Origin of the sequence: Sulfitobacter sp. S223, assembly GCF_025143825.1 — a bacterium.
Taxonomy (GTDB): Bacteria; Pseudomonadota; Alphaproteobacteria; order Rhodobacterales; family Rhodobacteraceae; genus Sulfitobacter.
The window spans coordinates 1913589-1937830 of the sequence record NZ_CP083560.1; the positions used below are offsets into that span (position 1 = coordinate 1913589).

Genomic DNA, 24242 nt, shown 5'->3' on the forward strand with positions numbered 1-24242 from the left:
TATGAGCGACGCTTATTCAGATCGCGGGAACAAGGATTTGTCTGTTGGCAACGCCAAGGGCCAAGGATCGATAATGCCAAAGACTAGTGGCAAAAGCCATGCCTCCCCCGGTGGCCCCTTCTTGATTGGTGACACAATGACGGGTGGCTACGGCAAGGGGCCGGACATCTTGCATGGCTGTACTATCGCCGTGGACAAGGGTGAGATCGCCGTGATCGTTGGGCCGAACGGGGCCGGTAAATCCACTGCGATGAAGGCTGTTTTCGGAATGCTTGATGTGCGCTCGGGCTCGGTCAAGCTGGACGGAGAAGACATCACCGGCCTTAGCCCTCAGGCCCGCGTGGCCAAGGGGATGGGCTTTGTGCCTCAAACCTCGAATATCTTCACGTCAATGACGGTGGAAGAGAACCTCGAAATGGGCGCGTTCATCCGTCGCGATGATTTCCGTGATACGATGGCTCAGGTCTATGACCTGTTCCCCATCTTGAAGGACAAGCGTCATCAGGCAGCAGGAGAGCTTTCTGGCGGTCAGCGCCAGCAGGTCGCTGTGGGCCGCGCGCTTATGACCCAGCCCAAGGTGCTGATGCTTGATGAACCAACTGCGGGTGTATCGCCGATTGTGATGGATGAGCTATTCGACCGCATTATCGAAGTGGCGCGGACTGGGATTCCGATCCTCATGGTGGAACAGAACGCCCGCCAAGCGCTTGAAATCGCTGACAAAGGCTATGTTCTGGTGCAAGGTGCGAATGCGTACACTGGCACGGGTAAGGAACTGCTGGCCGATCCCGAAGTCCGCAAATCGTTTTTGGGGGGGTGAAGATGACAACACTCAGAAATTGTCTGTTTTCCGCTCTTTTGTGTGCATCTGCCGGTTCTGCCGGAGCGGCACAACAACTGGTGTGTAGCTTTGTGACGGAATGTATCGAAACAGAAAGCTGCGAAGCCACAAGTTACGATACGACGATTGACTACAAAGACTTCACCGCCCCTCAAGACGGCATGGACGCAAGTGCAACTTGGCGCGATGACGCTGTAACGCGCAATGTCGTTTTGCGCGGCAGGCAAGATATCACCTTTGCGATGTGGGCTGAAAATGACGGGCGCGTGTTTGGCCGTCTGGTTGTCGATGCAGCCGGAGACGCGCGTTATGTGGTGATGGACGCCACCATCCCGATGATGATCACCTACTACGGCACTTGTAAGGACGCGGCATAATGGATTTTCTCAACGCACTCGTCGCGCTCGCGAACTACGTTCTCATTCCCGGTATCGCTTATGGCAGTCAGCTTGCCATTGGCGCGCTCGGGGTGACGCTGGTTTACGGCATTCTGCGATTTTCTAATTTCGCCCATGGCGACACGATGGCCTTTGGCACGATGATCACCATTCTGGTGACATGGGGGCTGCAAGCCAAAGGCGTAAGCCTTGGGCCTGTCCCTACTGCCCTGTTGGCGCTGCCTGTTGGCATTTTGGGCTGCGTTCTGCTGGTGCTGCTGACGGACCGTCTGGTGTATCGCTTCTACCGGGAACAAAAGGCTAAGCCGGTGATCCTCGTGATCGTCTCCATGGGGGTGATGTTCATCATGAACGGTATTGTGCGCTTTATCATTGGCCCTGATGACCAAAGCTTTGCCGACGGGCCGCGATTCATCATTTCCGCCCGTGATTTCAAGACGATGACAGGTCTGGACGAAGGTCTGGGTATCCGCACAACGCAGCTTATCACTGTTGTTACAGCGATCATCGTTGTGGCGCTGCTGTTCTGGTTCCTGAACAAAACGCGCGCTGGCAAATCCATGCGGGCCTATTCGGACAACGAAGACCTTGCGCTACTGTCCGGCATTAACCCGGAGCGGGTTGTGATGCTGACGTGGATCATCGTTGCAGCCCTCGCAACGATTGCCGGCACGCTGTACGGGTTGGATAAATCGTTCAAACCATTCACCTACTTCCAGCTGCTATTGCCGATCTTTGCATCAGCGGTTGTGGGCGGCATCGGCAGCCCTCTGGGCGCGATTGCAGGAGGGTTCGTGATTGCATTCTCCGAAGTTACCATCACCTACGCATGGAAGAAGGTGCTGGTCTATCTGATGCCGGAAAGCTTGGAGCCTTCGGGTCTCGTGCAGCTGATGTCCACTGACTACAAATTCGCCGTAAGCTTCGTGATCTTGCTGATCGTGTTGCTGTTCAAGCCTACGGGCCTCTTCAAAGGGCAGTCCACAACATGACCGATACCGTCAAAAATACGTTGCTGTTTGCACTGGTTTTCACGCTCATCCTTATCTCTGGCTTCTTTCAGGGATGGAACAACGCGATGTTCATCCTGAACATGGGCATCATTTCGGCGATCATGGCGCTGGGGGTGAACCTTCAATGGGGCTTTGCGGGGCTGTTTAATGTGGGCGTCATGGGCTTCGTGGCCTTGGGGGGGCTTGCGGCTGTGCTGATCGGGATGCCCGCCACACCGGGCGCGTTCAGTGCCGGCGGTCCGGGGGTTATCCTCGCGCTGTTGCTTGGCGCTGCCGCGATTGTGGCAGCCGTCTTTGCATACCGGCGCATGTCAGCGGGCCGTAACCGGAACCTGGCCATCACGGCCATCCTGATTTTTGGTTTCTTTGTGTTCCGCGGGTTTTTGGACCCGAATGTCGCCCTGATCGAAGCTGTAAATCCAGCGGCAACAGGGTATCTTGGTGGCCTGAACCCAGGCACCGAAGAAACCTACCGTGACAACGGATGGATCATGTTGATCGCCTGGCCTGTTGGCGGGCTTTTTGCTGCCGGTGCAGCTTGGCTGATCGGTAAAGCTGCCCTTGGACTGCGTTCCGACTATCTTGCCATTGCAACACTGGGCATTGCCGAGATCATCATTGCGATGCTCAAGAACGAAGACTGGCTGACGCGCGGTGTGAAGAACGTTGTTGGCGTGCCCCGACCTGTTCCTTATGAGCTCGACCTGCAAAACTCCGCAGCCTTTGTGGAACGTGCCGCATCTCTTGGGTTCGATCCGGTCGAAGGTTCTACGATCTTTGTGAAGCTGTTGTATGCGGCCCTGTTTGCGGCGGTTCTGGGTATCATCTTCTGGCTGAGCCAGCGCGCCCTGAACTCTCCTTGGGGACGTATGCTGCGCGCAATCCGCGACAACGAAGTCGCCGCCGAGGCGATGGGCAAGGACGTGACCGCGCGCCATTTGCAGGTGTTCATTCTGGGGTCGGCCGTGTGCGGCATTGCGGGCGCGATGATGACCACGCTGGATGGCCAGTTGACGCCGGGCACCTACCAGCCCCTGCGCTTTACCTTCCTGATCTGGGTCATGGTAATTGTCGGTGGCTCTGGCAGCAATCTGGGTGCGATCCTTGGTGGTTTCCTGATCTGGTTCCTTTGGGTGCAGGTTGAGCCGATTGGCCTTTTCCTGATGGATATCATCACGTCGGGCATGGCCGAGGACAGCTGGCTGCGCGCGCATCTAATCGACAGTGCCGCGCAGATGCGTCTGATGACGATGGGTGTTATAATGATCGTCGTGTTGCGGTTCAGCCCGCGAGGCTTGATCCCCGAGAAGTGAAATGAAAAGCCCGCCGGATGAAACCGGCCGGCTATGATTGTTCTGAAATAGACCGCGCGCTTTGCATCATGCACAGCGCGCGGTTCTTTTTGGGCCTAGCGCCCCCTGAACAGTCCGCCTAGTATGCCACGCACAATGCGGCGGCCGGTCGTGCCTTTCAGCTCCTTGATCACCACATTGGCAATTGCGCCACCAATGCCTTCGTTAGAGGAGGATTTGCGGCTGGATGTCCGGCGTGGCTCGGCATCCTTACTTGCGTAGCGGCGCGCAGCCTTGAACTCACGCAGTGACGGCGTGTTTTCCTTGGCTTCTTTTGCCGCCTTCGCGTCTTCTTCGGCTTTTGCAATGGCTGCTTCGGCGGCTTCTGCCTCAGCGGCAGCCGTTGCAGCCCGTTCGCGCAGCATCTCAAAGGCGCTGTCGCGGTCGATCGGCGTGTCGTATTTTCCGGCCATGACAGAGGATGCCATGAATGCTTTGCGTTGCGCGTCCGTGATCGGGCCAAGCTGAGATGAAGGCGGGCGGATCAAGGTCCGCTCCACAATGCCCGGCACGCCCTTTGGTTGCAGCATGGAAGTGACAGCTTCGCCAACGCCGACCTCTCGAATGGCTTCTTCGGTACTGAAGGCCGGGTTGTCGCGGTAGGTTTGCGCCGCCATGCGCAGTTCTTTCTGGTCCTTGGCCGTAAAGGCGCGCAGGGCGTGCTGGACACGGTTTCCAAGCTGACCAAGGATATCTTCCGGCACATCCGCCGGATTTTGCGTGATGAAATAAACCCCGACGCCCTTTGAGCGGATCAGGCGGGCAACCTGCTCCACCTTGTCGACCAAAGCCTTGGGCGCGTCATCAAACAAAAGATGCGCTTCGTCAAAAAAGAAGACCAGTTTGGGTTTGTCTGCGTCGCCCACCTCGGGCAATTCCTCGAACAGCTCGGAAAGCAGCCAAAGCAGGAAGGTCGCATAAAGCTTTGGGGCGCCCATCAGTTGATCAGACGCGAGAATGTTGATCATGCCTCGGCCGTCCGCATCTGTGCGCATCAGATCAGATAACGCCAGCGCAGGTTCACCAAACAGCTTGGTGCCGCCCTGGTTTTCCAGTACCAGCAAACGGCGCTGGATGGCCCCCACAGATGAGGTCGACACGTTGCCATAGCGCAGCGAAAGATCTTTGGCGTTCTCACCAATCCAGACCAGCAAAGCCTGCAAATCCTTCAGATCGAGCAGCGCCATGCCGTCTTCGTCTGCGACACGGAATGCAATGTTGAGGATACCTTCCTGCGCTTCGCTCAAGCCCAAGAGTTGGCCCAACAGCAGCGGCCCCATTTCGGATACCGTCGTGCGGACGGGATGCCCCTGCTCTCCGAAGAGGTCCCAGAAGGTGACGGGGAAGGCTTCGTATTTGAAGTCGCCGAATCCGATTTTTTCTGCGCGTTCGGTGAAGGGGCCATGCAGCTTATGCGTCGGATCACCGGCCATCGCCAACCCGCTCAGGTCGCCTTTGACGTCTGACAGAAACACGGGCACGCCTGCGTTGGCAAAGCCTTCTGCCATGATTTGCAAGGTGACCGTTTTACCTGTCCCGGTCGCACCCGCCACCAGACCATGCCGGTTTGCGTATTTGAGCGATAAAAACTGTTGCGTGCCATAGTCCGGCCCGCCGCCGCCGATAAAAAGATCCGAGCTCACTATATCATTCTCCTGTTGCTTTCCGCGTTCCAGACAGGACACCGGTAACGCACCGGACGAACATACTACCTTAACTTTTGGGCGCCATAGTGAAGTTGTCGGCGGTTCTAATGTCCTTTGACCGCGGACACTTCCTCCCTGTCAGACTGGCCGTGCCTTCGGGTACGGCTTTTTTTTACCAAATGGTTGAAATGGCTGCTCAAACTTATGCGGTTTTTCCGGTTGACCGATTGCGCCTGCTTGACTAACGTACAGCCAATAAGTCGGCTCAGTCCGACAGGGAGTTACAAAAAATCGAAAGAGAGGGCATTCTTTGCCCTCTTTTTTTTGCCTGCAACTCAGGGTTTTTGTGACGGTTGATCATCCCACAAGCAGAAAATCGCTCTATGACGTATCATGTTATGCGCATGCCCCCTGACATCCGGTATCTGGGGTGATAAAGCGGAAGAAATGCAAACAACCGACGGATTTCAAATGACCAAGTTTTCGACAGCCATGACGCTTTGCGCCGCTCTTGCTGTATTCGCACCGGCTGCTGTTCTTGCACAGACAACCGAACCTGCCGCAGAAGCAGAAACAGCGCCTGCCACATCTGACGTTCAGGATCTGCTGAGCCTCGGTGAGGATGCAAGCGGGGCAACCGAGATCGGGAAACCTTACACACGCGAAACAATCGGAGCGTGGGAAATGCGCTGCATCAAGGTTGAAGAAGGCGAAGAGCCTTGCCAGATGTACCAGCTGCTTGACGATGGCGAAGGTGTTCCCGTTGCTGAAGTGTCGCTGTTCCGCCTGCCCGATGGTGGCAAAGCAATCGCCGGCGCCACGGTTATCGTCCCACTCGAAACCGCCCTGCCACAGCAGTTCACAATGGCTGTAGATGGCGACAAAGCGCGCCGCTACCCCTATGCGTTTTGTAATCCTGTTGGTTGCTACGTACGTCTGGGCCTGACGGCTGCTGACATCGCGGCGTTCAAGCGTGGCAATGAGGCGAAGATGACCATCGTTCCCGCGTTGGCACCTGATCAGAAAGTGGAACTGACCTTGTCACTTGAAGGCTTCACAGCGTCTTATGATAAAGTTTCCGTTCTGGACCAGTAAAAGAACAAGACAGATTTAAGAAAAGCCGCGCCTTCGGGTGCGGCTTTTTTATTTTGCGGTGAACTGGATCAAATCCCAGAGATTGCCGTAAAGATCGGAAAAGACAGCCACGCGGCCATAGGGTTGGATGACCGGCGGCCGCGTGAACGTGACACCCTTCGCGCAATATGCGGCGTAGTCGCGTTCAAAATCATCTGTTTCCAGAAAAAGAAAAACCCGGCCACCTGACTGGGCTCCGACAAATGGCTCTTGATCGGGACCGTCGGCACGGGCCAGCAGCAAAGATGTCCCTGCCCCGCCTTTCGGACGCACCAACACCCACCGCTTGTCTTGTTCAGGCTGGTATTCATCTGCCAATAGATCAAAATCCAGAACATCACAGTAATACGCAATGGCTTCGTCGTAATCCCGGACAACCAGTGCGATATGGGCGATAGACTGAACCATTCTAGATCTTTCGAAGGGCGATAACAGCATTCATGCCGCCGAAGGCGAAGGCATTGCTTAGCGCGACGCTGACGTCTGCATCACGGGCCTCATTCGGGACAACGTCCAGCGCACATTCCGGGTCTGGTTCTTCATAACCGATGGTCGGGGCAATGACCCCGTCCCGCAGCGCCATAATACAGGCCAAAAGCTCGACAGCGCCGGTACCCCCGATCAGGTGGCCGTGCATGGATTTGGTCGAGCTGATCATCAACTGGTCTGCATGGGGGCCAAAGACATCAGCCACGGCGGCGCATTCAGTCTTGTCATTGGCGGCTGTGCCGGTGCCGTGGGCATTGATATAGCCTACGTCCGAGGGATTCAGGCCCGCATCCGCAAGCGCCCCCGCCATGGCCCGTGCCGCGCCATTTTTCGAGGGCATGACAATATCAGCCGCGTCCGAAGACATGGCAAAGCCCGCGACTTCGCACAGGATGTCTGCACCGCGGGCGCGCGCGTGCTCGTATTCTTCAAAAACAAAGATACCGGCCCCTTCGCCCTGTACCATCCCGTTGCGATTGGCCGAAAACGGACGGCAGGCATCGCGGGACATGACGCGCAAGCCTTCCCATGCCTTTACACCACCAAAGCAGAGCATTGATTCAGAGCCGCCAGTAACCATCGCAGGCGCCATGCCCGAGCGGATCATCATGAACGCTTGCGCCATCGCGTGATTGGACGAGGCACAGGCCGTGGAAACCGTGAACGACGGCCCCTTGAGGTTCCATTCCATGCTGACATGCGACGCCGCTGCATTGTTCATCAGCTTTGGCACCACAAAGGGGTGTACGCGGTTTTTGCCTTCTTCATAGACAGCGCGGTAATTGTCATCCCACGTGCTGACACCGCCACCTGCCGTGCCCAGAACCACGCCAGAACGCGCGGCGGTTTCTCCGGTAAAGGTCAGGCCCGACTGCTCAATCGCCTCACGGGCAGCGGCAAGGGTAAATTGGGTGAAGCGGTCATAAAGCGACATCTGCTGGCGGTTATAGCGGCCCTCTGCCTCAAAGCCTTTGACCTGACCGCCGATGCGGATTTGCAGGCGTTCCACGTCCCGGAATTCCAGCGCGCCAATCCCGCAGACACCCTCACGCATCGCTGCATAGGTTTCGGCAACGGATTGACCCAGCGCGTTAATGGTACCTGCGCCGGTGATGACGACCCGCTTCATACGGCAGACTGCTCGGCGCGCAGGCGTTCTATGCCTGCGATGATGCTGGCCACAGTGCTGATGTCGAAATCAGACTCGGACGGATTGTTGGCATTGAACGGCACCGTGATGTCGAAAGCTTCCTCAATCGCAAAAATGCTTTCAACCAACCCCAGACTGTCGATGCCAAGGCTCTCCAAAGTGCTGTCGAGCGTGACGTCTTCGGGCTCCAGCACGGCCTGTTCGGCGATGATGGTGATGACCTGATCTTTGACGTTCATTGCTTTCGTTCCTTTTCGCGGCCCCTGAGCCGGATTTAGGTATCAGATGGGTCTTTGAAAATAGATTTCTTCAATTCGGCCACATCGCGCATCAGGCGTGGCAAGCGGCGTAGCGCCTTGTAGCCTTCGACCTGTTTGTCCATTTGGGTGGCCGGATAGCCCAGCATGGTTCGGCCCGCAGGAACATTTGACATTAACTTGGTCCCGCCGCCGGCAATCACCCCGTCGCCCACAAAAATGTTGTCGCTTACCCCACATTGTCCGGCCAGCACCACGTTGTCCCCGATTGTAGCCGATCCTGCAACACCCACCTGCCCGCAGATCAGGCAGTTGCGCCCGACCACAACATTATGGCCCAAATGCACTTGGTTATCGAGCTTGGTTCCGTCGCCAATGATCGTATCGCGGATGGTTCCGCAATCGATGGTGGCCCCCATGCCGATCTCCACATCGCTTCCAATGGTGACCGATCCGAGCGAATTGATGCGCGTCCAGTCCTGCGCTTTTGCCTCACCCTGATCGCCCAGAGTTTTGCGGACAGATTCAACGTTGCTGGGTTCTGCGGTCACAAAAGAAAAACCGTCGCCGCCAATGCGCGCACCCGGTTGCGCGATGAAGCGGTCACCGATGGTGACGCGTGCGCCGATGCTAACGGCTTCGCGCAAATATGCTTCTTCGCCCAGCGTGGCGTTCCAGCCGACAAAACACTGTGGACCGATTACCGATCCGGCCCCGATCTTCGCACCTTTGGAAATGACGGCCAAAGGGCCAACGCTTACGCCGTCGCCAAGCTCGGCCTCAGGATCGACAAATGCGGTTTGATGGATGCCAACGTCAAAGCCCTGTCCGTTATCAAGCAGCTTTGTCAGGCCGGACATCGCAAAGCGCGGGCGCGGCGCGATGATAACGGCCTCAAGCCCCAAGGCTTCCCAATCCGCGCCTTGCCAAACCATGGCGGCACGGGCGCGGCCTTGGGTCAGGGTTTCCGCAAATTTGGGATTCATCGCAAGCGCCAGATCATCCGGCCCCGCCATGCCAGGTTCGGCGGCACGCGTGATCACAATGTCAGTGGCGCCGAGGGCTTCAGCCCCCAACGCCAGTGCAATATCTTTGATGGTGTGGGTCATAATGCGCTCCGCTCGAGTTGCGCGCAGATTTAACCCTGAACGAGGTTGAGTTCCACCCCCGCCTTTTGCAGCGCATCCCAGATCCGCGCATCCCGCCCGTAAATATCCCGGCGGAAATTCAGGTTGCCGCGCGCATCAGTGAAGGCTGTGCGGTAGATGATGTGGACCGGTACCGGTTCTTTCAGGTTAACACGGGCTTCGCGACCTGTGCGCAGTTGGGACTGGAAATAGCCTTTTGGGTCGGCTTCCTGTTTTGCCAGCAACGCATAACCGAAATCAAACGGGTCGTTTAAACGAATACAGCCATGGCTGTAGGCCCGCACTTCGCGGCTGAACAAGGATTTTGCAGGCGTGTCATGCAGATAGATGTTGTATTTGTTCGGGAACATGAACTTCACCAGACCCAATGCGTTTGACCGGCTAGGAGGCTGGCGCATGGAATACGGGAAGTTCCGCGCGCTATATTTGGCGAAATTTGCCGACGACCGGTTGATCACACGGCCACGTCGGTCGGTGATCTCGATGTGGCGCACGGCATTGGGGTTGTTTCGTAACGCCGGAAGATATTCGTTTACCACAATTGAACGCGGGACATACCAGCTTGGGTTAATGACCATGTGGTCCATCTCGTCCGAAAATTCGGGTGTGGGACGGTCTTCCTTGTTGGCGCCCACCACGGAACGGGTTTCAAAGGTGATGCGCCCGTCGTCGATGATTTTGGCGGTGAAGTCGGGAATGTTGACGAGGATATGCCGCTTGCCCCGTTCGCGGTGCAACCAACGCTCGCGCTCCATGGCAACCAGCACGGATTTGAGCCGCGTGTCGATACTCTCGTTCAGCTCTTTGATGGTGCCTGCGCCGGCGACGCCGTCTTGCTCAAGTCCATGGGCTTTCTGAAAGCTTTGGACTGCGGCGGTCATTGCCGTGTCATAGGCGCGCGCGTTGGTGCGCCCCAGATAGCCCATGGTCATAAGCCGGTTGCGCAGTGCCAGAACTGCCGGACCGGAATCGCCGGGCTTGAGCGATGACACGTTCACAGTCGGTCCCCATCCGCCGGTACGGGATTTTTCCTGCAGCAGCATCTTTTGCTTCATTAAGGAACCGTATTCCACGGTGCGCGGCGCGAGGCCGCGGAGATAAGCCGCAGGCTGCGCCGCCAGCAACCCCGAGATCAGCTCAGCCCGATCCGTGTACTCAACTTCGCGTTTGATCGCGCTTACGACGTTCTGGGGAACCAGCGCGCCACTTTGGATATCGCGGGCATACTGCAGGAACATCCGTGTCATCTCGACTTCGATAATGCCCAGATCACGAACTGACCGCGCATTGCGCATCTGGCGCTCAAGCGCGTCTGCGTCATAGCGTGCCACCGGCAAACCATGATCACCGGCGCGGCGCAGCGCGTTCAGCAAGGCAGAACGCCGCGCTGCATGCACCTGATCGGTACCAGTCCAGACGCCCTCAAAATCCTGTGCGCGATAGAATTCGGCAATGGCATCATCGCGTGCGCCTGTCTCTGCCACCGCCTGTTTGAAGGCTGTGACCTGTGCTTGTGCCTGCTGCTGGGGAGCCAGGAAAATTGCGCCGAGCGCCAATGCGAAAAGGACGGGTCTTGGTGCAATCGGGAATCGCATCGTCGGCAGCATGTAAGGTCCCCTTACTCATTCATTTTAAATTGGAAAAACCATGCCCGAGGGGTCTAAGGTAAGTCCATTCACATTTTGGATAGATTGATAAATACCGGAAAGGATGGTGCGTAAAGAGCAACAGCTAACGCACAACTTGCGCCGGAGTTCCAAAAATGCGCAAAATATTGCCGAAAATTCCCCATTACATCCGGGGAATCGATTCACCTCTTGGTTCCTAATTTCCACTATGTAATAGAGATAGGGCATCTGGGGAGATGATAATAAGGCGCGTGTAACATCACGGGCAAATTGGCAGAATCTTCAGGCACGCCTCACTTTGGCAAGAAACGGGACAGACACTTATGGCACTTAACAGTTCAACGGGTATGACCCGCCGCGGCCTTCTTGGTGCATTCGCGGCAACGGCAGTTACGGCAGCTCCGACATTCGCGAACGCAGCAGGTTTTCTGCGTGGCGCAGGCGATATCCGCCGGATCAAGATGTATTCCGGCCGCACGGGCGAACGCATCGATATGATCTACTGGATCGAAGGCGATTACATCGCCGATGCTGTCAAGGAAGTGAATTATTTCATGCGCGACTGGCGCACCAACGACGCGATCAAAATGGATCTGCGTACCGTTGACATCATGGCAGCGGCCCACAACCTTTTGGATGTGAACGAGCCCTATATGCTGTTGTCCGGATACCGCAGCCCGAAAACCAACGCCATGCTGCGTTCGCGTTCAAGAGGTGTTGCCAAGAATTCGCTGCACATGCGTGGTCAGGCAGCCGACCTGCGTCTCAGCTCTCGAAGTGTTGGACAAATGGCCAAAGCGGCCGCTGTATGTCGTGGTGGCGGCGTTGGTCGTTATTCCGGCTCGAACTTTGTTCATATGGATTGCGGCACAGTACGCACATGGGGCGGCTAAGACCTGAACACATGTAAATACAAAAGAAGCGCCCCATCGGGGCGTTTTTTTATGCGTTGGCCGCTACGACCTTCAAGTCTCGTTTGCGTTGCCCTTGTTGGGCACAACAGGGATCAATCGTTGCGTGCAAGCCCCTGACATGCGACGCAGGATGGAAATGCTGCCGGAGTAACGACTATGACCTTCTTGCAAATCACCTCACTTCTTATCGTGCTTGCCGGCGCGTTCGGAACCATCAACTACCTCTATCTCCGCCTGCCCTCTGCGATCGGTATTCTGGTGGTGTCGTTGCTGGCATCCTTTGTTCTGCTTGGAATTGATCGTGTGATGCCCGAGCTGAACATCGCTGACACAGTCCGCGGCATTGTCACCGGGATCGATTTTTCCGAAGCCTTGCTGGAAGGCATGCTGGGACTGCTGCTTTTTGCGGGCGCGCTTCATGTCAAAATAGGAGATCTGAGACAGCAGTGGCGGGTCGTCTTTCTGATGGCTACTCTGGGCATTGCGCTGTCTACCTTGATTGTTGGCTTCGGCTTTTCCTGGTTGACGGGCATGCCCTTGATGATGGCGCTGGTGTTCGGGGCGCTGATCTCTCCTACCGATCCGGTGGCGGTACTTGGAGTATTGCGCGAAGCCGAGCTGCCCAAAGCGCTGGAGACGAAGATTGCCGGCGAAAGTCTGTTTAACGATGGTGTCGGCTACGTGGTGTTTCTGGTGCTTGTCGGACTGGCCTTCCCGCATGGTGAGTCCCATGGCGCAGCTGGCAGCCCGCTGGCCAATGCCGCGCTGCTGTTCTTTCAGGAAGCCGTGGGCGGCGCTGTGCTCGGGCTCGTGCTTGGGTGGCTGACGTTCCGCGTGATGCGCCGGATTGATGATTATGCTCTTGAAGTGCTCTTGACGCTTGGCTTGGCGTTCGGGGGATATGAACTTGCCGTTTGGCTACACGTCTCGGCCCCGATTATGGCTGTCTGTGCGGGACTATTGATCGGAGATGTGGGAACGGCGAAGGGAATGTCCGAACAGACGCGCACCTACGTCGCGGGATTTTGGGAATTGATTGACGAAATTCTTAATGCGGTCTTGTTCCTGCTGATCGGCTTTGAGGTTTTTGCGATCGTTTTTGCTGATAATATTCTTTTCACAGCCGCTGCCGCCATTGCGCTGGCACTTGTGGCCCGTTTGGTGGCGGTGGCAGTGCCCGTAATGCTGCTGCGCCCCTTCCGAAGCTTCAACGCAGGCGTGGTACCGATCATGACGTGGGGCGGATTGAAGGGCGGCATTTCCGTTGCTTTGGCGCTGTCCCTGCCGGAAAGCGAATGGAAGCCGCTGATTCTGACTTGCACCTATGTGATCGTCGTCTTCTCCATCATTGTTCAGGGGCTGACGGTGGCAAAGCTGGCCAACCGCGTCGGGCGCGCGCCCGACATGGTCTGAAGCCTGTTACAGCCGGAGTATTGGGGGCCAGCCCCCATTGGCGCGGGCGCCAATTCCCCCGGGATATTTTTTAACCAAAAGAAATATGGACTCAGGTACCGTGGCGCCGAATATAGTCAATCAGCGCGGCTGTTGACCCATCTTCTTCTGAGGCGTCTTTTGTCCCTTCGACGACGGGCTGTAGCGATGTTGCCAGCTCTTTTCCCAATTCCACACCCCATTGGTCGAACGAGATAATATCGAGAATAATCCCTTCGACAAAGACGCGGTGCTCATAGAGCGCGATGATCTGGCCCAGAGTGAAAGGGTCCAGCTTTGGATAAAGCAAGGTGGTAGAAGGGCGATTGCCGGGAAAAACACGGTGGCGCGCCTGACGGTCAAGATCGGGACCTGTGAAACCTTTAGTCGCGGCGATTTTTGTGGCTTCTTCCAGTGATCGACCCTGCATGAGAGCTTTGGACTGCGCCAAGCAGTTTGCGACGAGCAATTGGTGGTGGTGGGCCAGCTCCGGTTCGTGTCCTTCGGCTGCGAGTAAGAATTCGCAAGGGATCACACGAGTGCCTTGATGGATGAGCTGGTAAAAAGCGTGTTGGCCGTTGGTGCCCGCAGCGCCCCAGACAACGGGACCGGTGTGGCGCGGGCTATCTGCGCCGCTCCGCAAAACGCCTTTTCCGTTTGACTCCATTTCAAGCTGTTGCAGGTAGTTGGGGAGCAGGCCAAGACGTTCGTCGTAGGGCAACACCGCACGGGTGGCATGTCCACCGATTTGATTGTGCCATATCCCGACGAGCGCCAGCAGAACTGGCAAGTTCTCTTGCAGGTCTGCAGCGCGGAAGTGGACATCCATCGCCTGCGCACCGCGCAGAAAGGCGTCAAAGGCTTTCGGCCCGATAGCTATCATCAGTGACAGCCCGATTGGTCCCCAGACAGAGTAACGACCGCCAACCCAATCCTCGAATCCGAAAACGCGGGACGGATCAATGCCGAAGTCTGCCGTCTTGTCCTGCGCCGTACTCAGGGCTGCGAACTGCTTTTGCGGATCACCGCCGTGATCGGTCATCCATGCGCGGGCTGTGCGCGCATTTGTCATGGTTTCGATGGTGGTAAATGTCTTTGACGCGACGATCACCAGCGTTGTCTTTGCGTTCAGCCCGCGCAGGGTGTCAGCAATGTCTGCGCCGTCTACGTTTGACACAAAGTGGCAGCGCGGCCCGTCGTGGTATGGCGCAAGGGCACGCACGGCCATGGCTGGCCCCAGATCAGAGCCGCCAATGCCAATGTTGATCACATCAGTGTAGCTGCCACTGCGCACTTCCGTTGCAAAGCTGCGCATGGCAGCAAGCGTATCATGAATGGCGGGCATGACGTTTTCACCGTCGACCATCACCGCGTCACCATCAAGATTGCGCAGCGCCGTGTGCAGCACAGCGCGGTCTTCTGTCTCGTTTATGTGGACGCCACTGAACATTTCTTCACGGCGCGCTTCCACTTGTGCATCGCGAGCCAGCGCGAGCAGTGTTTCGCGGGTTGCCGCATCGATGTTGGTTTTGGAGTAGTCAAAGTACATGTCACCGGCCTGAGCCGTGAAATCGCTCTCCCGGTCGGACGCTTTGAAAAGATCGGTGATCTTGCGTTCGGTGACGGCGGCGTGTTGATCGCTCAGAGTTTGCCAGTGCGTCATATCGCGCTCCAATGGATAGTGGCATTGTCCAGCACGGTTTGAACGGGGGCTTGATGGGCAGGCAGCATTCGGGCCCGATCAAGTGCGGCACGTTTGTCATCGCCGGTGATCAACAGATGCGTCGCCTTTGCATTGCGCAAGGCCGGTGCGGTCAGGGTAAACCGCCGCGTTTCTTGGTTCGGAACTGTTATGGGAAGGAACATCTGCGCATCATCGGACATCGCGGCTTCAAGGCCATCGGCACTTGGAAAAAGGGAAGCTGTGTGCATATCGGCGCCCATCCCCAGCAAAAGGACATCCAGTGGCAGCAAGGGCGAAAGCTGGCCGGACAAGTCGCGCGCAGCTGTTTCGATATCACTATCAGCGGTGAAATACGGTGTGAAACTGGCGGCGGCGGCAGGGCCTGTCATCAAGCGGGCGCGAATAAGCGCCGCGTTGGATTGCGCGTCTGTCTCCGGCACCCAGCGTTCGTCCGAGAGCAGCACGTGAACACGGGACCAATCAAGCGGTGCTTCGCAAAGCGCGTCAAACACAGGTCCGGGTGTGGTTCCGCCAGGCACGGCAAGGCTGACCTTGTCGCGCTGAGCGAGAGCCGCGCGCAAGGCGTCTGCCAGTGTTTCGGCAACTTTCGCCATCATGCCGTCGCGGGTTGGGTATTCTATCAGTTTCATTCGGAAAACTTTCGCCATTCGCGGCCTTCGCGGCGCATCAATTCAAGTGCATCCGTGGGGCCTGCGCTGCCGTGATCATAGGGCTTTGGCACATCATTACGCGCCTCCCAGCCCTGAATAATCGGATCGGTCCATGCCCAAGCGGCTTCTACTTCGTCACCGCGCATGAACAGGGTCTGGTTGCCGCGGATCACATCCATGATAAGCCGTTCGTAGGCATCGACATGTTCGACATCATCAGGGTCAAGGGTTTCGGCAAAGGACATGTCCAAAGGAACATCGATCAGTCGCATACCACCCGGTCCCGGCTCCTTGATGGTGACGCCCAGCGTGATCCCCTCGTTTGGTTGCAGCCGGATCGACAGCACGTTCCGGTGGCGGCCTGCATCTTCGGCAAATATACTGTGTGGCGTGTCTTTGAAGACCACTGTGATCTCGGACGACCGTGCGGCCATGCGTTTGCCTGTGCGCAAATAAAAGGGCGTCCCTGCCCACCGCCAGTTGCTGATCTGGGTCCGCAACGCGATAAAGCTTTCAGTCCGGGAGCGTGGGTTGTCCACCGCTGTGCGGTAGCCGGGGTTTTCGGCCTCATTGCAGGGTTCTGCCTGATACTGACCGCGCACAATATGATAGGCCGGTACAGGGTCCAACGCGCGGATCACTTTCAGCTTTTCATCGCGCACCGCATCGGGATCAAAGCGCGCAGGCGGTTCCATCGCGATCAGACACAAAAGCTGCATTAGATGGTTCTGCACCATGTCGCGCATGGCACCTGATTTGTCATAATATTCGCCACGCCCGCCAACACCAACCGTTTCGGCCACGGTGATCTGGATGTGATCGACGTATTGACTGTTCCACAAGGGTTCGAACAACATATTGCCGAACCGGACCGCCATCAGGTTTTGCACGGTTTCTTTGCCAAGGTAGTGATCGATGCGATAGATCTGATCTTCGTTGAAGAAAGCGGCGAGCGTGCGGTTCAGAGCGCGCGCTGTTTCAAGATCACGGCCAAAGGGCTTTTCGACCACGATCCGTGCATCAGCGTCCGCCATGCCCCATTTTTGCAACCGTTCTGCAATGTCGCCAAACAGGCTGGGGGCAACTGAAAAGTAATAGGCCTCTACCCGTTCGGTGCCTGCCATAAGCGCCTGAAGCTCTTTCCAACCATCTTCGCCACGCGCATCGATCGTGACGTATTCCAGCTGGGTCAGGAACGCCTCAAGTAGTTCTGGTTCAAGGGCGTGGTCACCGCCAAATTCCTCGATGGCCTCGCGGATCATGTCGCGGTAGCCCGCTGTGTCCATCTCGCTGCGGGCAGCGCCGATGATACGGGCCTCTGGCGGTATCTGACCGGCACAAAGGCGGCGGAACAGGCCCGGTAGAATTTTACGACGGGCCAGATCGCCTGTGCCGCCGAAAATCACCAGATCAAATAGATCAACCGGTATGACGCGTGAAACCATGAGAGACCGTCCTTTTTGTCTGTCGCAACCGGGGCGCAACCCGTGTCAGTCTATATTGCCAATATTCTAAGGCAACGTCGTTGTTTTGGATTTGCCATCCACTTGGAGAGCTGAAATGTTAGCGCAAACATACACAAATCACCTCTCTTCACAAGAGCGTGCATATCTGTGCGGCCTCTTTTCTTGCCTTTGGGTTTCCCTTACCTCATCTTCACAACAACACAGACGCGCAAAAGGATACCCCCATGAAAGACAACGTATTGGCCAATCATGGAAAATTTGCGGACCCACAGCTGACTGCCAAGGGTGAGGCACGCGCGACCGTTGCCCTGAGTGATCCGCAGACCCTTTGGTTCAACACCGGAACCTTGTGTAATATCGAATGCGCCAATTGCTATATCCTGTCCAGCCCGACCAACGATGCGCTGGTTTATATCACGGCTGAAGAAGTCCGGAGTTATCTTGACCAGTTAGAGACCCGCAAGTGGAATGTGCGCGAGATCGCCTTCACGGGAGGCGAGCCTTTCATGAACTCCCAAATGATCGAGATGACCGAGGCGGCGCTGGAGCGTGGGTATGAAGTGCTGATCCTGACAAATGCGATGCTGCCGATGATGCGCAAGTCGATGCGTGCAGGTCTGCTGCGCCTACAGGCCGCCTATCCGACAAAGCTGACCTTGCGGATATCGGTCGATCATTACCGCGCAGATCTGCATGATGCGGAACGTGGTGAAGGGGCGTTTGACAAGACCCTTACCGGCATGAAATGGCTTTCCGAGAACGGCTTTAGAATGGCCGTTGCCGGACGATCCGTCTTTGGCGACAGTGATGTGGATTCGCGGGCCGGCTACGCAGATTTTTTTGCCGAACACGGCTTTAATATAGATGCGCAAGACCCTGCAGTAACGGTTCTTTTTCCGGAAATGGACGAAAGTGTCGAAGTCCCTGAGATCACCACAGCCTGCTGGGGCATATTGGATAAGTCCCCCGATGCGGTCATGTGCGCCTCTTCACGCATGGTGGTAAAGCGACGCGGCGCTGAGAAGCCTGCGGTTCTAGCATGCACGCTGTTGCCCTACGCCCCTGAATTCGAATTGGGCGAGACGTTGGAGGAGGCAGAACGCGATGTCTCATTGAACCACCCGCACTGTGCCAAGTTCTGCGTTTTGGGCGGAGCAAGCTGCTCCGCCTGAGTTGACCTGCTATAGCGTGATGATATGGCCGTGCCGTGGATCAGCCGTGCCTTCGGCAAGCGCGCCGTAAACGTCTGCCGCAGCGCTGATCCCTTGGTGGACTTGCACATCCAGCCAGCTTGACGCGTCAGCGGCCAGGCGTTTCCAGGCGGCTGTGATTTGCTTTTCCATCACTCCCGGACCCCATTCTTCGCGCCGCTTTGCGATCTGCGCGGGGGCAAAGAAGAATTGCGGCTTAACCCCTTCCACCTTGTTTTCAGGTTGGAACTGGTCCCAGTGGCTGATCCCGACAGCAGATGAGTGCTTGAGATGCGGACCAAGGGTGCTGTGAACCTGCCTCTTCACCTGCGCATTCCCCGACATATCAACATAGACACTCGGCAATGCGGAAAGCTGGGCAATTTGGTCATAGGTAAGGACCTGATCACATGCCCCAATACCTTCGACGAAGCTCCGGTTGCCCTCGGACGTCAGTCCAATGATCTTGTAGCTGCGCTCGGTCGGTTCGGCGAGGTATTTGCATAAGCCCAGACCGGTTTTGGAGGAAGCGCTGCCAATGATGATTTGCTCTGCACCAAAGCAATTGTTGTCCATCAGCCAATCGAACAGAAGATAAGACGTTGCCAGCAATGGCTGCAAAAGCGCGCGCATGTGATCATCAGCCGGATCGCCGCTGCGCACAGGCGTATAGCGGTTATAAACTGCGGGTAGCTCTGCGCGGTGTGCCGCCGCATCAATAAAACCGCCGTGCCCATCCGGTTGCGGCAGCATCACAAGCTCTTCTGCAAGCGGATAAAAACCGTAAAGTCGCGTACCAACGGGCAGATCGGCGCTGTCACTTTCGACCACCTCTGCCGTCCCCCAAACCGGCACCAGTCCCTGCCCTTCGATCCCTGTCGGGAAGAAATGCCAATACCCGATTGCAAAGCCCGACGCAGCATAGGTCACATTGTTCGACGTCAGTGCAAAACTGTCGAGCTTGAGGCGCGCCTGACCGGATGTGAGCGGCGCTTGCGGCACGGTATCAAGACGGGTCTTGGTGATGGTTTTGTGATCGGTCAACAGGCGTTGCATGGGTTTTCCTCCTCGGTTTTCAGCCACCTTAGTCATGGTTTTTGCCGCTGGGCATTTAACGTGGCGTCAGGGACATTTCGCGTTCCTGATCTATCGCGGTTTGCCGCGCCAGAAGCCGGTGATATGGCCGAGTTAAGTTTCAATATAAATCAGTAGGTTGAGAGGGGCCGCGATGATGTGCTAAAGCTTTGGGCGCAATGGGATTGCACCTTATATGGGCTTCGCGTTATACTAAAACGCAATATATAGAACACATCAGCCAAGCTGGGACAGACTTTGACCGATACGCCGGAAACCCCTGAAAACGAAGACGAAAACCGCCCCGAGCGGCCCGTGTATGATGGGCCTTCGGTGACGATCGAGCATGAGATGCGCACAAGCTATCTCGACTATGCGATGTCGGTTATCGTCAGTCGCGCCATCCCTGATCTGCGGGACGGCCTGAAACCCGTGCACCGGCGTATCCTCTATGCCATGCATGAGGCGGGTAACACACACGACAAGCCCTACCGCAAATCGGCCCGCGCCGTGGGCGATGTGATGGGTAAATACCACCCGCACGGCGATAGTGCGATCTATGACGCGCTGGTGCGTATGGCGCAGGATTTTTCCATGTCGCTGCCGCTGCTGGACGGTCAGGGCAACTTTGGCTCGATGGACGGCGATAACGCGGCTGCCATGCGCTATACAGAAGTGCGTATGGATAAACCTGCGGCCTACTTGCTGACTGATATCGACAAGGAAACCGTTGATTTTCAAGACAACTATGACGGCAAGGATCGCGAGCCGACAGTATTGCCCGCGCGTTTCCCAAACATGCTGGTCAATGGTGCCGGCGGTATTGCCGTGGGTATGGCGACCAACATCCCGCCACACAACCTTGGCGAAGTGATTGATGCCTGCCTTGCGTTGATCGAAGAGCCGGACCTGACGTCCGAGCAGTTGATCGATTATGTGCCGGGTCCAGACTTTCCGACGGGTGGTATCATGCTGGGCCGTTCCGGTGCGCGCAAAGCCTATCTTGAAGGGCGCGGTTCCGTCATTGTGCGCTCCAAAACCCGCATCGAAGAGATCCGCAAGGATCGCTGGGCCATTGTTATCGACGAGATCCCCTATCAGGTGAACAAGGCCACCATGATCGAGCGGATCGCGGAAGCTGCTCGCGACAAGAAGATCGAGGGCATCGCCCACGTCCAGGACGAATCCGACCGTAACGGCGTGCGCGTCGTGGTCGAGCTAAAGCGCGATGCAACTGCCGAAGTTGTTATGAACCAGCTGTTCCGGTTCACGCCAATGCAGACGTATTTCGGCTGTAACATGTTGGCCCTGAACGGTGGCCGTCCAGAAACGCTGACACTGCGCCGCTTCCTGACCTGCTTTATCGATTTCCGCGAAGAAGTTGTGGCGCGCCGTACCGCTTATATGCTGCGCAAAGCGCGTGAGCGGAGCCACATCCTGTGTGGCTTGGCCGTAGCGGTTACCAACATTGATGAAATCGTCGCGACCATCCGTGCCTCTGCCGATGCGGCGGAAGCCCGTGAAAAGCTGATGACACGCCGCTGGCCAGCAGCAGGCATCCTTGAATATATCGCGCTGATTGATGACCCGACCCATACTGCCAATGACGACGGCACGTATAACCTGTCGGAAACCCAAGCCCGCGCCATTCTTGAGTTGCGTTTGCAGCGCCTGACCCAGATCGGTGTGAAAGAAGTCACCGACGAGCTGGAAGAACTGGCCTCCAAAATCAAGGAATACCTTGAGATTTTGGGCAGCCGCGACCGGATCATGGCCATCATCCGTGATGAGCTGGCCGAGGTTAAAGAACTTTTTGCCGTGCCGCGCCGCACCGAGATTGTCGACTGGTCCGGAGACATGGACGACGAAGACCTGATCGAGCGTGAGGACATGGTCGTGACCGTCACGTCCGGTGGCTACATCAAACGGACACCACTGGCCGATTTCCGCAGCCAGCGTCGGGGCGGCAAAGGGGTGTCCGGCATGGCGACCAAGGAAGAAGATGTGGTTACCACGCTCTTCGTCGCCAATACCCATACGCAACTATTATTCTTCACAACCGATGGCATGGTCTACAAACTAAAGACATGGCGTCTGCCACAAGGTGGCCGCACGTCCAAAGGCAAGGCGATTGTGAACATCCTGCCGATTCCGACAGGTGTATCTATTGCGGCCATTATGCCGGTGGACCGTGACGAAAAAGAATGGGACGACCTGCAAGTTGTCTTCGCCACATCTGCCGGTACCGTGCGCCGCAACAAGCTGTCTGATTTCACCAACGTCATGCGGAACGGCAAGATCGCGATGAAGTTCGAGGATGAGCACGAAGGCACCACACTGATCAACGCCCGCATCGCGAGCCATGATGACGATGTGATGCTGGTCACAAATTCTGGCCGTGCGATCCGCTTCCGTGCCACTGACGTGCGGGTGTTCAACAGCCGCAATTCCGTCGGTGTCCGTGGGATCAAGCTATTGGGCGATGACAAGGTCGTTTCGATGTCGATCATCCGTCACTTTGATGCGGGCAGCGATGAACGCGCCGCCTACCTCAAGATGCGCCGCGCCATGGCTGGCATTGCTGATGACGCTGAGACAGTAGACGAAGAAGAAGGCAACGCAAACATGCCGTTGCCGCAAGAGCGTTACGCTGAAATGTCGGCTTCAGAAAACCTGATCCTGACCATCACAGCGGGCGGCGCGGGCAAGCTGAGCTCAAGCCATGATTATCCGCTGCGGGGTCGCGGCGGCATGGGTGTCACAGCTTGGACCAAGGGGCTCCCCTACGGCGAGATCGTCGCATCCTTCCCTGTAGAGATGGACGACCAGATCATGCTTGCCACGTCCAAGGGCCAGTCGATCCGCGTACCGGTTGAGGGAATCTCTTTCCGGTCGCGCAGCGCCGGCGGTGTGAAAGTGTTCAACACTGGCAAAAACGAGGAAGTCGTTTCAGTGGCATGGATCGCCGATCAGGGCGAGGAAGAAGACATCGAGGGCGATACCGAAGAGTAAAACGTACTTTTGCGCAGAATTAATAAGAGCCGCTTCATTTTGAGGCGGCTCTTTTCGTTCATCAAAAAGGTTCGCTCATGTAGCTGGGTTTCCAGATGGTACAGTCGATCCGAGGGTTTTGGTTACCTGCTTGATCAAGTCACTCATTGCCGCAACACGCGCAAAGCCGGTCCGACCCCGACGGGAGATAAGCCAGAGATCGTGATGCCGCTGTTCGGGAAGCGGAATGATCATCAAATTTTCCTTATCGGTAAACGCATCGATGCCGGATCTTGGCAAAATAGTATAACCAAGCCCCTGCGCAACGGGGATGGGTATCTGGCCGATCTGGTTGACGAAGGTGCGAATGTTCAAGCGATCCGCGCCTTTATACTCAGTTGGAAAATTCAGTGAAAACAGATCGTCTGCATAGGCGTAGCCATCTGGATGGGCAACAAACCCCAGGGCGTCCAAACGTTGAAATTCGACTGCTTCTCCGGCGAACGATCGCGGGGCCACCAAACACAGCTCCTCACGTCCGAATTTCAGGTTGTCCAATCTTGGATGTTCAATCTGTTCCGTCACCACACCAAGATCAAACTCTCCTTCCAGAACAGCGGTCACAATACCGCTGTGCGGGGTAGCCGCCAACCGTATGACAAGCTCTGGCGCGCTCTGCATGCGATCAAGAAGATGGGGATAGAGCCACATGGCAAAGCTGCCAGAACAGCCAATGCTGATCTCACCCACAATTGGGTCATCAACCTGAATTGTCTCTTTCAGGTCGCGTTCCTGCGTCCGCCGCGCCTTGCCAATGGCGAAAACCGCTTCTCCTGCCGGGGTCAGCGTGAAGGATTTTCCTTCTCTCGCGATCAGCGACTTTCCGACCTGAGCCTCCAGCTTTTGCACATGCTGGGATACGCCCGGCTGGGTCATCCCCAGCACGTCCGCCGACCGCGTAAAATGACCCGTTTCGCAGAGAGTTGTGAAGGTCTCCAGCCAAGTAGCGTTCAGCATTATACATCACATATATTTATTGAAATCATGATTGATGATAATTTTTATTCACCGGTTGGTCTAGCTATATCTCATGCAACAACTTTGAAGGAGATCACAATGACACCGACACCACGCACATTTTCTCACATTGGTCTGTCTGTTCCAGATCTGGAAAAGGCGATCAAATTTTACAGCGACATTCTTGGGTTCTACGTCATCATGGAACCTACTGAAATCATTGAAGACGACAGCGACATTGGGCAGATGTGCTCTGACGTTTTTGGTCAGGGCTGGGGCCGCTTGCGGATTGCACACCTGGCCACGGCAGACCGCATCGGGTTTGAATTATTCGAATTTGACGGCCACGAAGCGCCTCGGGATAATCTGAATTTCAGGCAGCACGGCACGTTCCATTTCGCAATTCAGGACCCCAACCTCGAAGACCTCCTAGAAAAAATCATTGCCGCCGGTGGCAAACAGCGGATGCCGGTTCGCGAATATTTTCCGGATGAAAAACCTTACCGCATGGTCTACGTCGAAGACCCGTTCGGCATTGTGTTTGAGCTTTATAGCCACAGCTATGAACTGACATATTCGAACGGTGCGTATTCCTAAGACTACAAAGAGCCGCTTCTGTCAGGGGCGGCTCTTCGCCATTCAGAGACTGGTGATATTCACCTCAAACAAGCGGCTCCCCATGCGTTGAAGCCGAAGGTTTCACCATAGATCCGAAACATTAGTAAAATGCGCGACCCCGTCCCGTCGC

21 protein-coding genes are annotated in these 24242 nt (G+C 56.4%); 10 read left to right on the forward strand and 11 right to left on the reverse strand.

The features are described from left to right. Nucleotide 1 precedes the first annotated feature (1 nt). Genes K3757_RS09215 through K3757_RS09230 form a run of 4 tightly spaced genes read left to right on the forward strand, consistent with a single transcriptional unit; the run spans nt 2 to nt 3565 of the window. Nucleotides 2–820 (forward strand): ABC transporter ATP-binding protein, encoded by an 819-nt coding sequence (locus tag K3757_RS09215; RefSeq protein ID WP_259994887.1) that lies wholly within the window; start codon nt 2–4, stop codon nt 818–820. Between the two features lie 2 nt (nt 821–822). Continuing rightward, entirely contained in the window at nt 823–1218 is a 396-nt protein-coding gene (locus K3757_RS09220) for a hypothetical protein (protein WP_259994888.1), read from the forward strand. Next, nucleotides 1218–2231: a branched-chain amino acid ABC transporter permease gene (locus K3757_RS09225; RefSeq protein WP_259994890.1), complete on the forward strand. Its 1014-nt coding sequence runs from the start codon at nt 1218–1220 to the stop codon at nt 2229–2231. Before K3757_RS09220 ends, K3757_RS09225 begins: the two co-directional genes overlap by 1 nt. Then, nucleotides 2228–3565 (forward strand): branched-chain amino acid ABC transporter permease, encoded by a 1338-nt coding sequence (locus tag K3757_RS09230; protein WP_259994892.1) that lies wholly within the window; start codon nt 2228–2230, stop codon nt 3563–3565. Before K3757_RS09225 ends, K3757_RS09230 begins: the two co-directional genes overlap by 4 nt. A 95-nt stretch (nt 3566–3660) precedes the next feature. On the opposite strand, the gene K3757_RS09235 is transcribed toward K3757_RS09230, so the two are convergent. Next, nucleotides 3661–5247 carry a DUF853 domain-containing protein gene (locus tag K3757_RS09235; RefSeq protein WP_259994894.1) on the reverse strand — a complete coding sequence of 529 codons (1587 nt, stop codon included), beginning with the start codon at nt 5245–5247 and terminating at the stop codon, nt 3661–3663. A gap of 474 nt (nt 5248–5721) precedes the next feature. Here K3757_RS09235 and K3757_RS09240 point away from each other — a divergent pair, with 474 nt between their 5' ends. After that, nucleotides 5722–6345, forward strand: coding sequence for an invasion associated locus B family protein (locus K3757_RS09240; RefSeq protein WP_259994896.1), 624 nt, complete (start codon nt 5722–5724; stop codon nt 6343–6345). Between the two features lie 48 nt (nt 6346–6393). On the opposite strand, the gene K3757_RS09245 is transcribed toward K3757_RS09240, so the two are convergent. The 5 genes from K3757_RS09245 to K3757_RS09265 are packed head-to-tail and all read right to left on the reverse strand — an operon-like array spanning nt 6394 to nt 11035. Further along, nucleotides 6394–6792, reverse strand: a complete 399-nt coding sequence (locus K3757_RS09245; RefSeq protein WP_259994898.1) for a VOC family protein — start codon at nt 6790–6792, stop codon at nt 6394–6396. 1 nt (nt 6793) lies between these two features. Beyond that, nucleotides 6794–8002, reverse strand: a complete 1209-nt coding sequence (locus K3757_RS09250; protein WP_259994900.1) for a beta-ketoacyl synthase — start codon at nt 8000–8002, stop codon at nt 6794–6796. Further along, the gene (locus K3757_RS09255) at nt 7999–8262 is read right to left on the reverse strand and encodes an acyl carrier protein (RefSeq protein WP_259994902.1); all 264 of its coding nucleotides are present in this window, start codon (nt 8260–8262) and stop codon (nt 7999–8001) included. Before K3757_RS09255 ends, K3757_RS09250 begins: the two co-directional genes overlap by 4 nt. A 35-nt stretch (nt 8263–8297) precedes the next feature. Next, complete coding sequence (gene lpxD / locus K3757_RS09260) at nt 8298–9389, reverse strand: UDP-3-O-(3-hydroxymyristoyl)glucosamine N-acyltransferase (protein WP_259994904.1); 1092 nt, start codon at nt 9387–9389, stop codon at nt 8298–8300. 29 nt (nt 9390–9418) lie between these two features. Then, nucleotides 9419–11035, reverse strand: a complete 1617-nt coding sequence (locus tag K3757_RS09265) for a murein L,D-transpeptidase (protein ID WP_259994906.1) — start codon at nt 11033–11035, stop codon at nt 9419–9421. Nucleotides 11036–11379: 344 nt separating this feature from the next. Between K3757_RS09265 and K3757_RS09270 the strand changes: the two genes are divergently transcribed. Beyond that, nucleotides 11380–11949: a DUF882 domain-containing protein gene (locus K3757_RS09270; RefSeq protein WP_259994908.1), complete on the forward strand. Its 570-nt coding sequence runs from the start codon at nt 11380–11382 to the stop codon at nt 11947–11949. 177 nt (nt 11950–12126) lie between these two features. Beyond that, nucleotides 12127–13383: a sodium:proton antiporter gene (locus K3757_RS09275; protein ID WP_259994911.1), complete on the forward strand. Its 1257-nt coding sequence runs from the start codon at nt 12127–12129 to the stop codon at nt 13381–13383. Between the two features lie 91 nt (nt 13384–13474). On the opposite strand, the gene pgi is transcribed toward K3757_RS09275, so the two are convergent. From pgi to zwf, 3 genes are read right to left on the reverse strand one after another with little or no spacing between them, the layout of a single operon-like run. Next, nucleotides 13475–15064 carry a glucose-6-phosphate isomerase gene (gene pgi, locus K3757_RS09280; protein WP_259994914.1) on the reverse strand — a complete coding sequence of 530 codons (1590 nt, stop codon included), beginning with the start codon at nt 15062–15064 and terminating at the stop codon, nt 13475–13477. After that, nucleotides 15061–15735, reverse strand: coding sequence for a 6-phosphogluconolactonase (gene pgl / locus K3757_RS09285; RefSeq protein ID WP_259994926.1), 675 nt, complete (start codon nt 15733–15735; stop codon nt 15061–15063). Before pgl ends, pgi begins: the two co-directional genes overlap by 4 nt. Further along, nucleotides 15732–17201, reverse strand: coding sequence for a glucose-6-phosphate dehydrogenase (zwf, locus tag K3757_RS09290; protein ID WP_259994928.1), 1470 nt, complete (start codon nt 17199–17201; stop codon nt 15732–15734). The genes pgl and zwf overlap by 4 nt, the downstream gene beginning before the upstream one ends. Nucleotides 17202–17446: 245 nt before the next feature. Here zwf and K3757_RS09295 point away from each other — a divergent pair, with 245 nt between their 5' ends. Next, the gene (locus K3757_RS09295; protein WP_259994930.1) at nt 17447–18394 is read left to right on the forward strand and encodes a radical SAM protein; all 948 of its coding nucleotides are present in this window, start codon (nt 17447–17449) and stop codon (nt 18392–18394) included. Nucleotides 18395–18403: 9 nt separating this feature from the next. On the opposite strand, the gene K3757_RS09300 is transcribed toward K3757_RS09295, so the two are convergent. Next, nucleotides 18404–19468 (reverse strand): DUF2855 family protein, encoded by a 1065-nt coding sequence (locus tag K3757_RS09300; RefSeq protein ID WP_259994933.1) that lies wholly within the window; start codon nt 19466–19468, stop codon nt 18404–18406. Between the two features lie 276 nt (nt 19469–19744). Here K3757_RS09300 and gyrA point away from each other — a divergent pair, with 276 nt between their 5' ends. Then, entirely contained in the window at nt 19745–22498 is a 2754-nt protein-coding gene (gene gyrA, locus K3757_RS09305; RefSeq protein WP_259994935.1) for a DNA gyrase subunit A, read from the forward strand. A gap of 75 nt (nt 22499–22573) precedes the next feature. Here gyrA and K3757_RS09310 read toward each other — a convergent pair whose 3' ends face one another. Beyond that, the gene (locus K3757_RS09310; protein WP_259994937.1) at nt 22574–23494 is read right to left on the reverse strand and encodes a LysR family transcriptional regulator; all 921 of its coding nucleotides are present in this window, start codon (nt 23492–23494) and stop codon (nt 22574–22576) included. 99 nt (nt 23495–23593) lie between these two features. Here K3757_RS09310 and K3757_RS09315 point away from each other — a divergent pair, with 99 nt between their 5' ends. After that, nucleotides 23594–24091 carry a lactoylglutathione lyase family protein gene (locus K3757_RS09315; protein WP_259994940.1) on the forward strand — a complete coding sequence of 166 codons (498 nt, stop codon included), beginning with the start codon at nt 23594–23596 and terminating at the stop codon, nt 24089–24091. Nucleotides 24092–24242 lie beyond the last annotated feature (151 nt).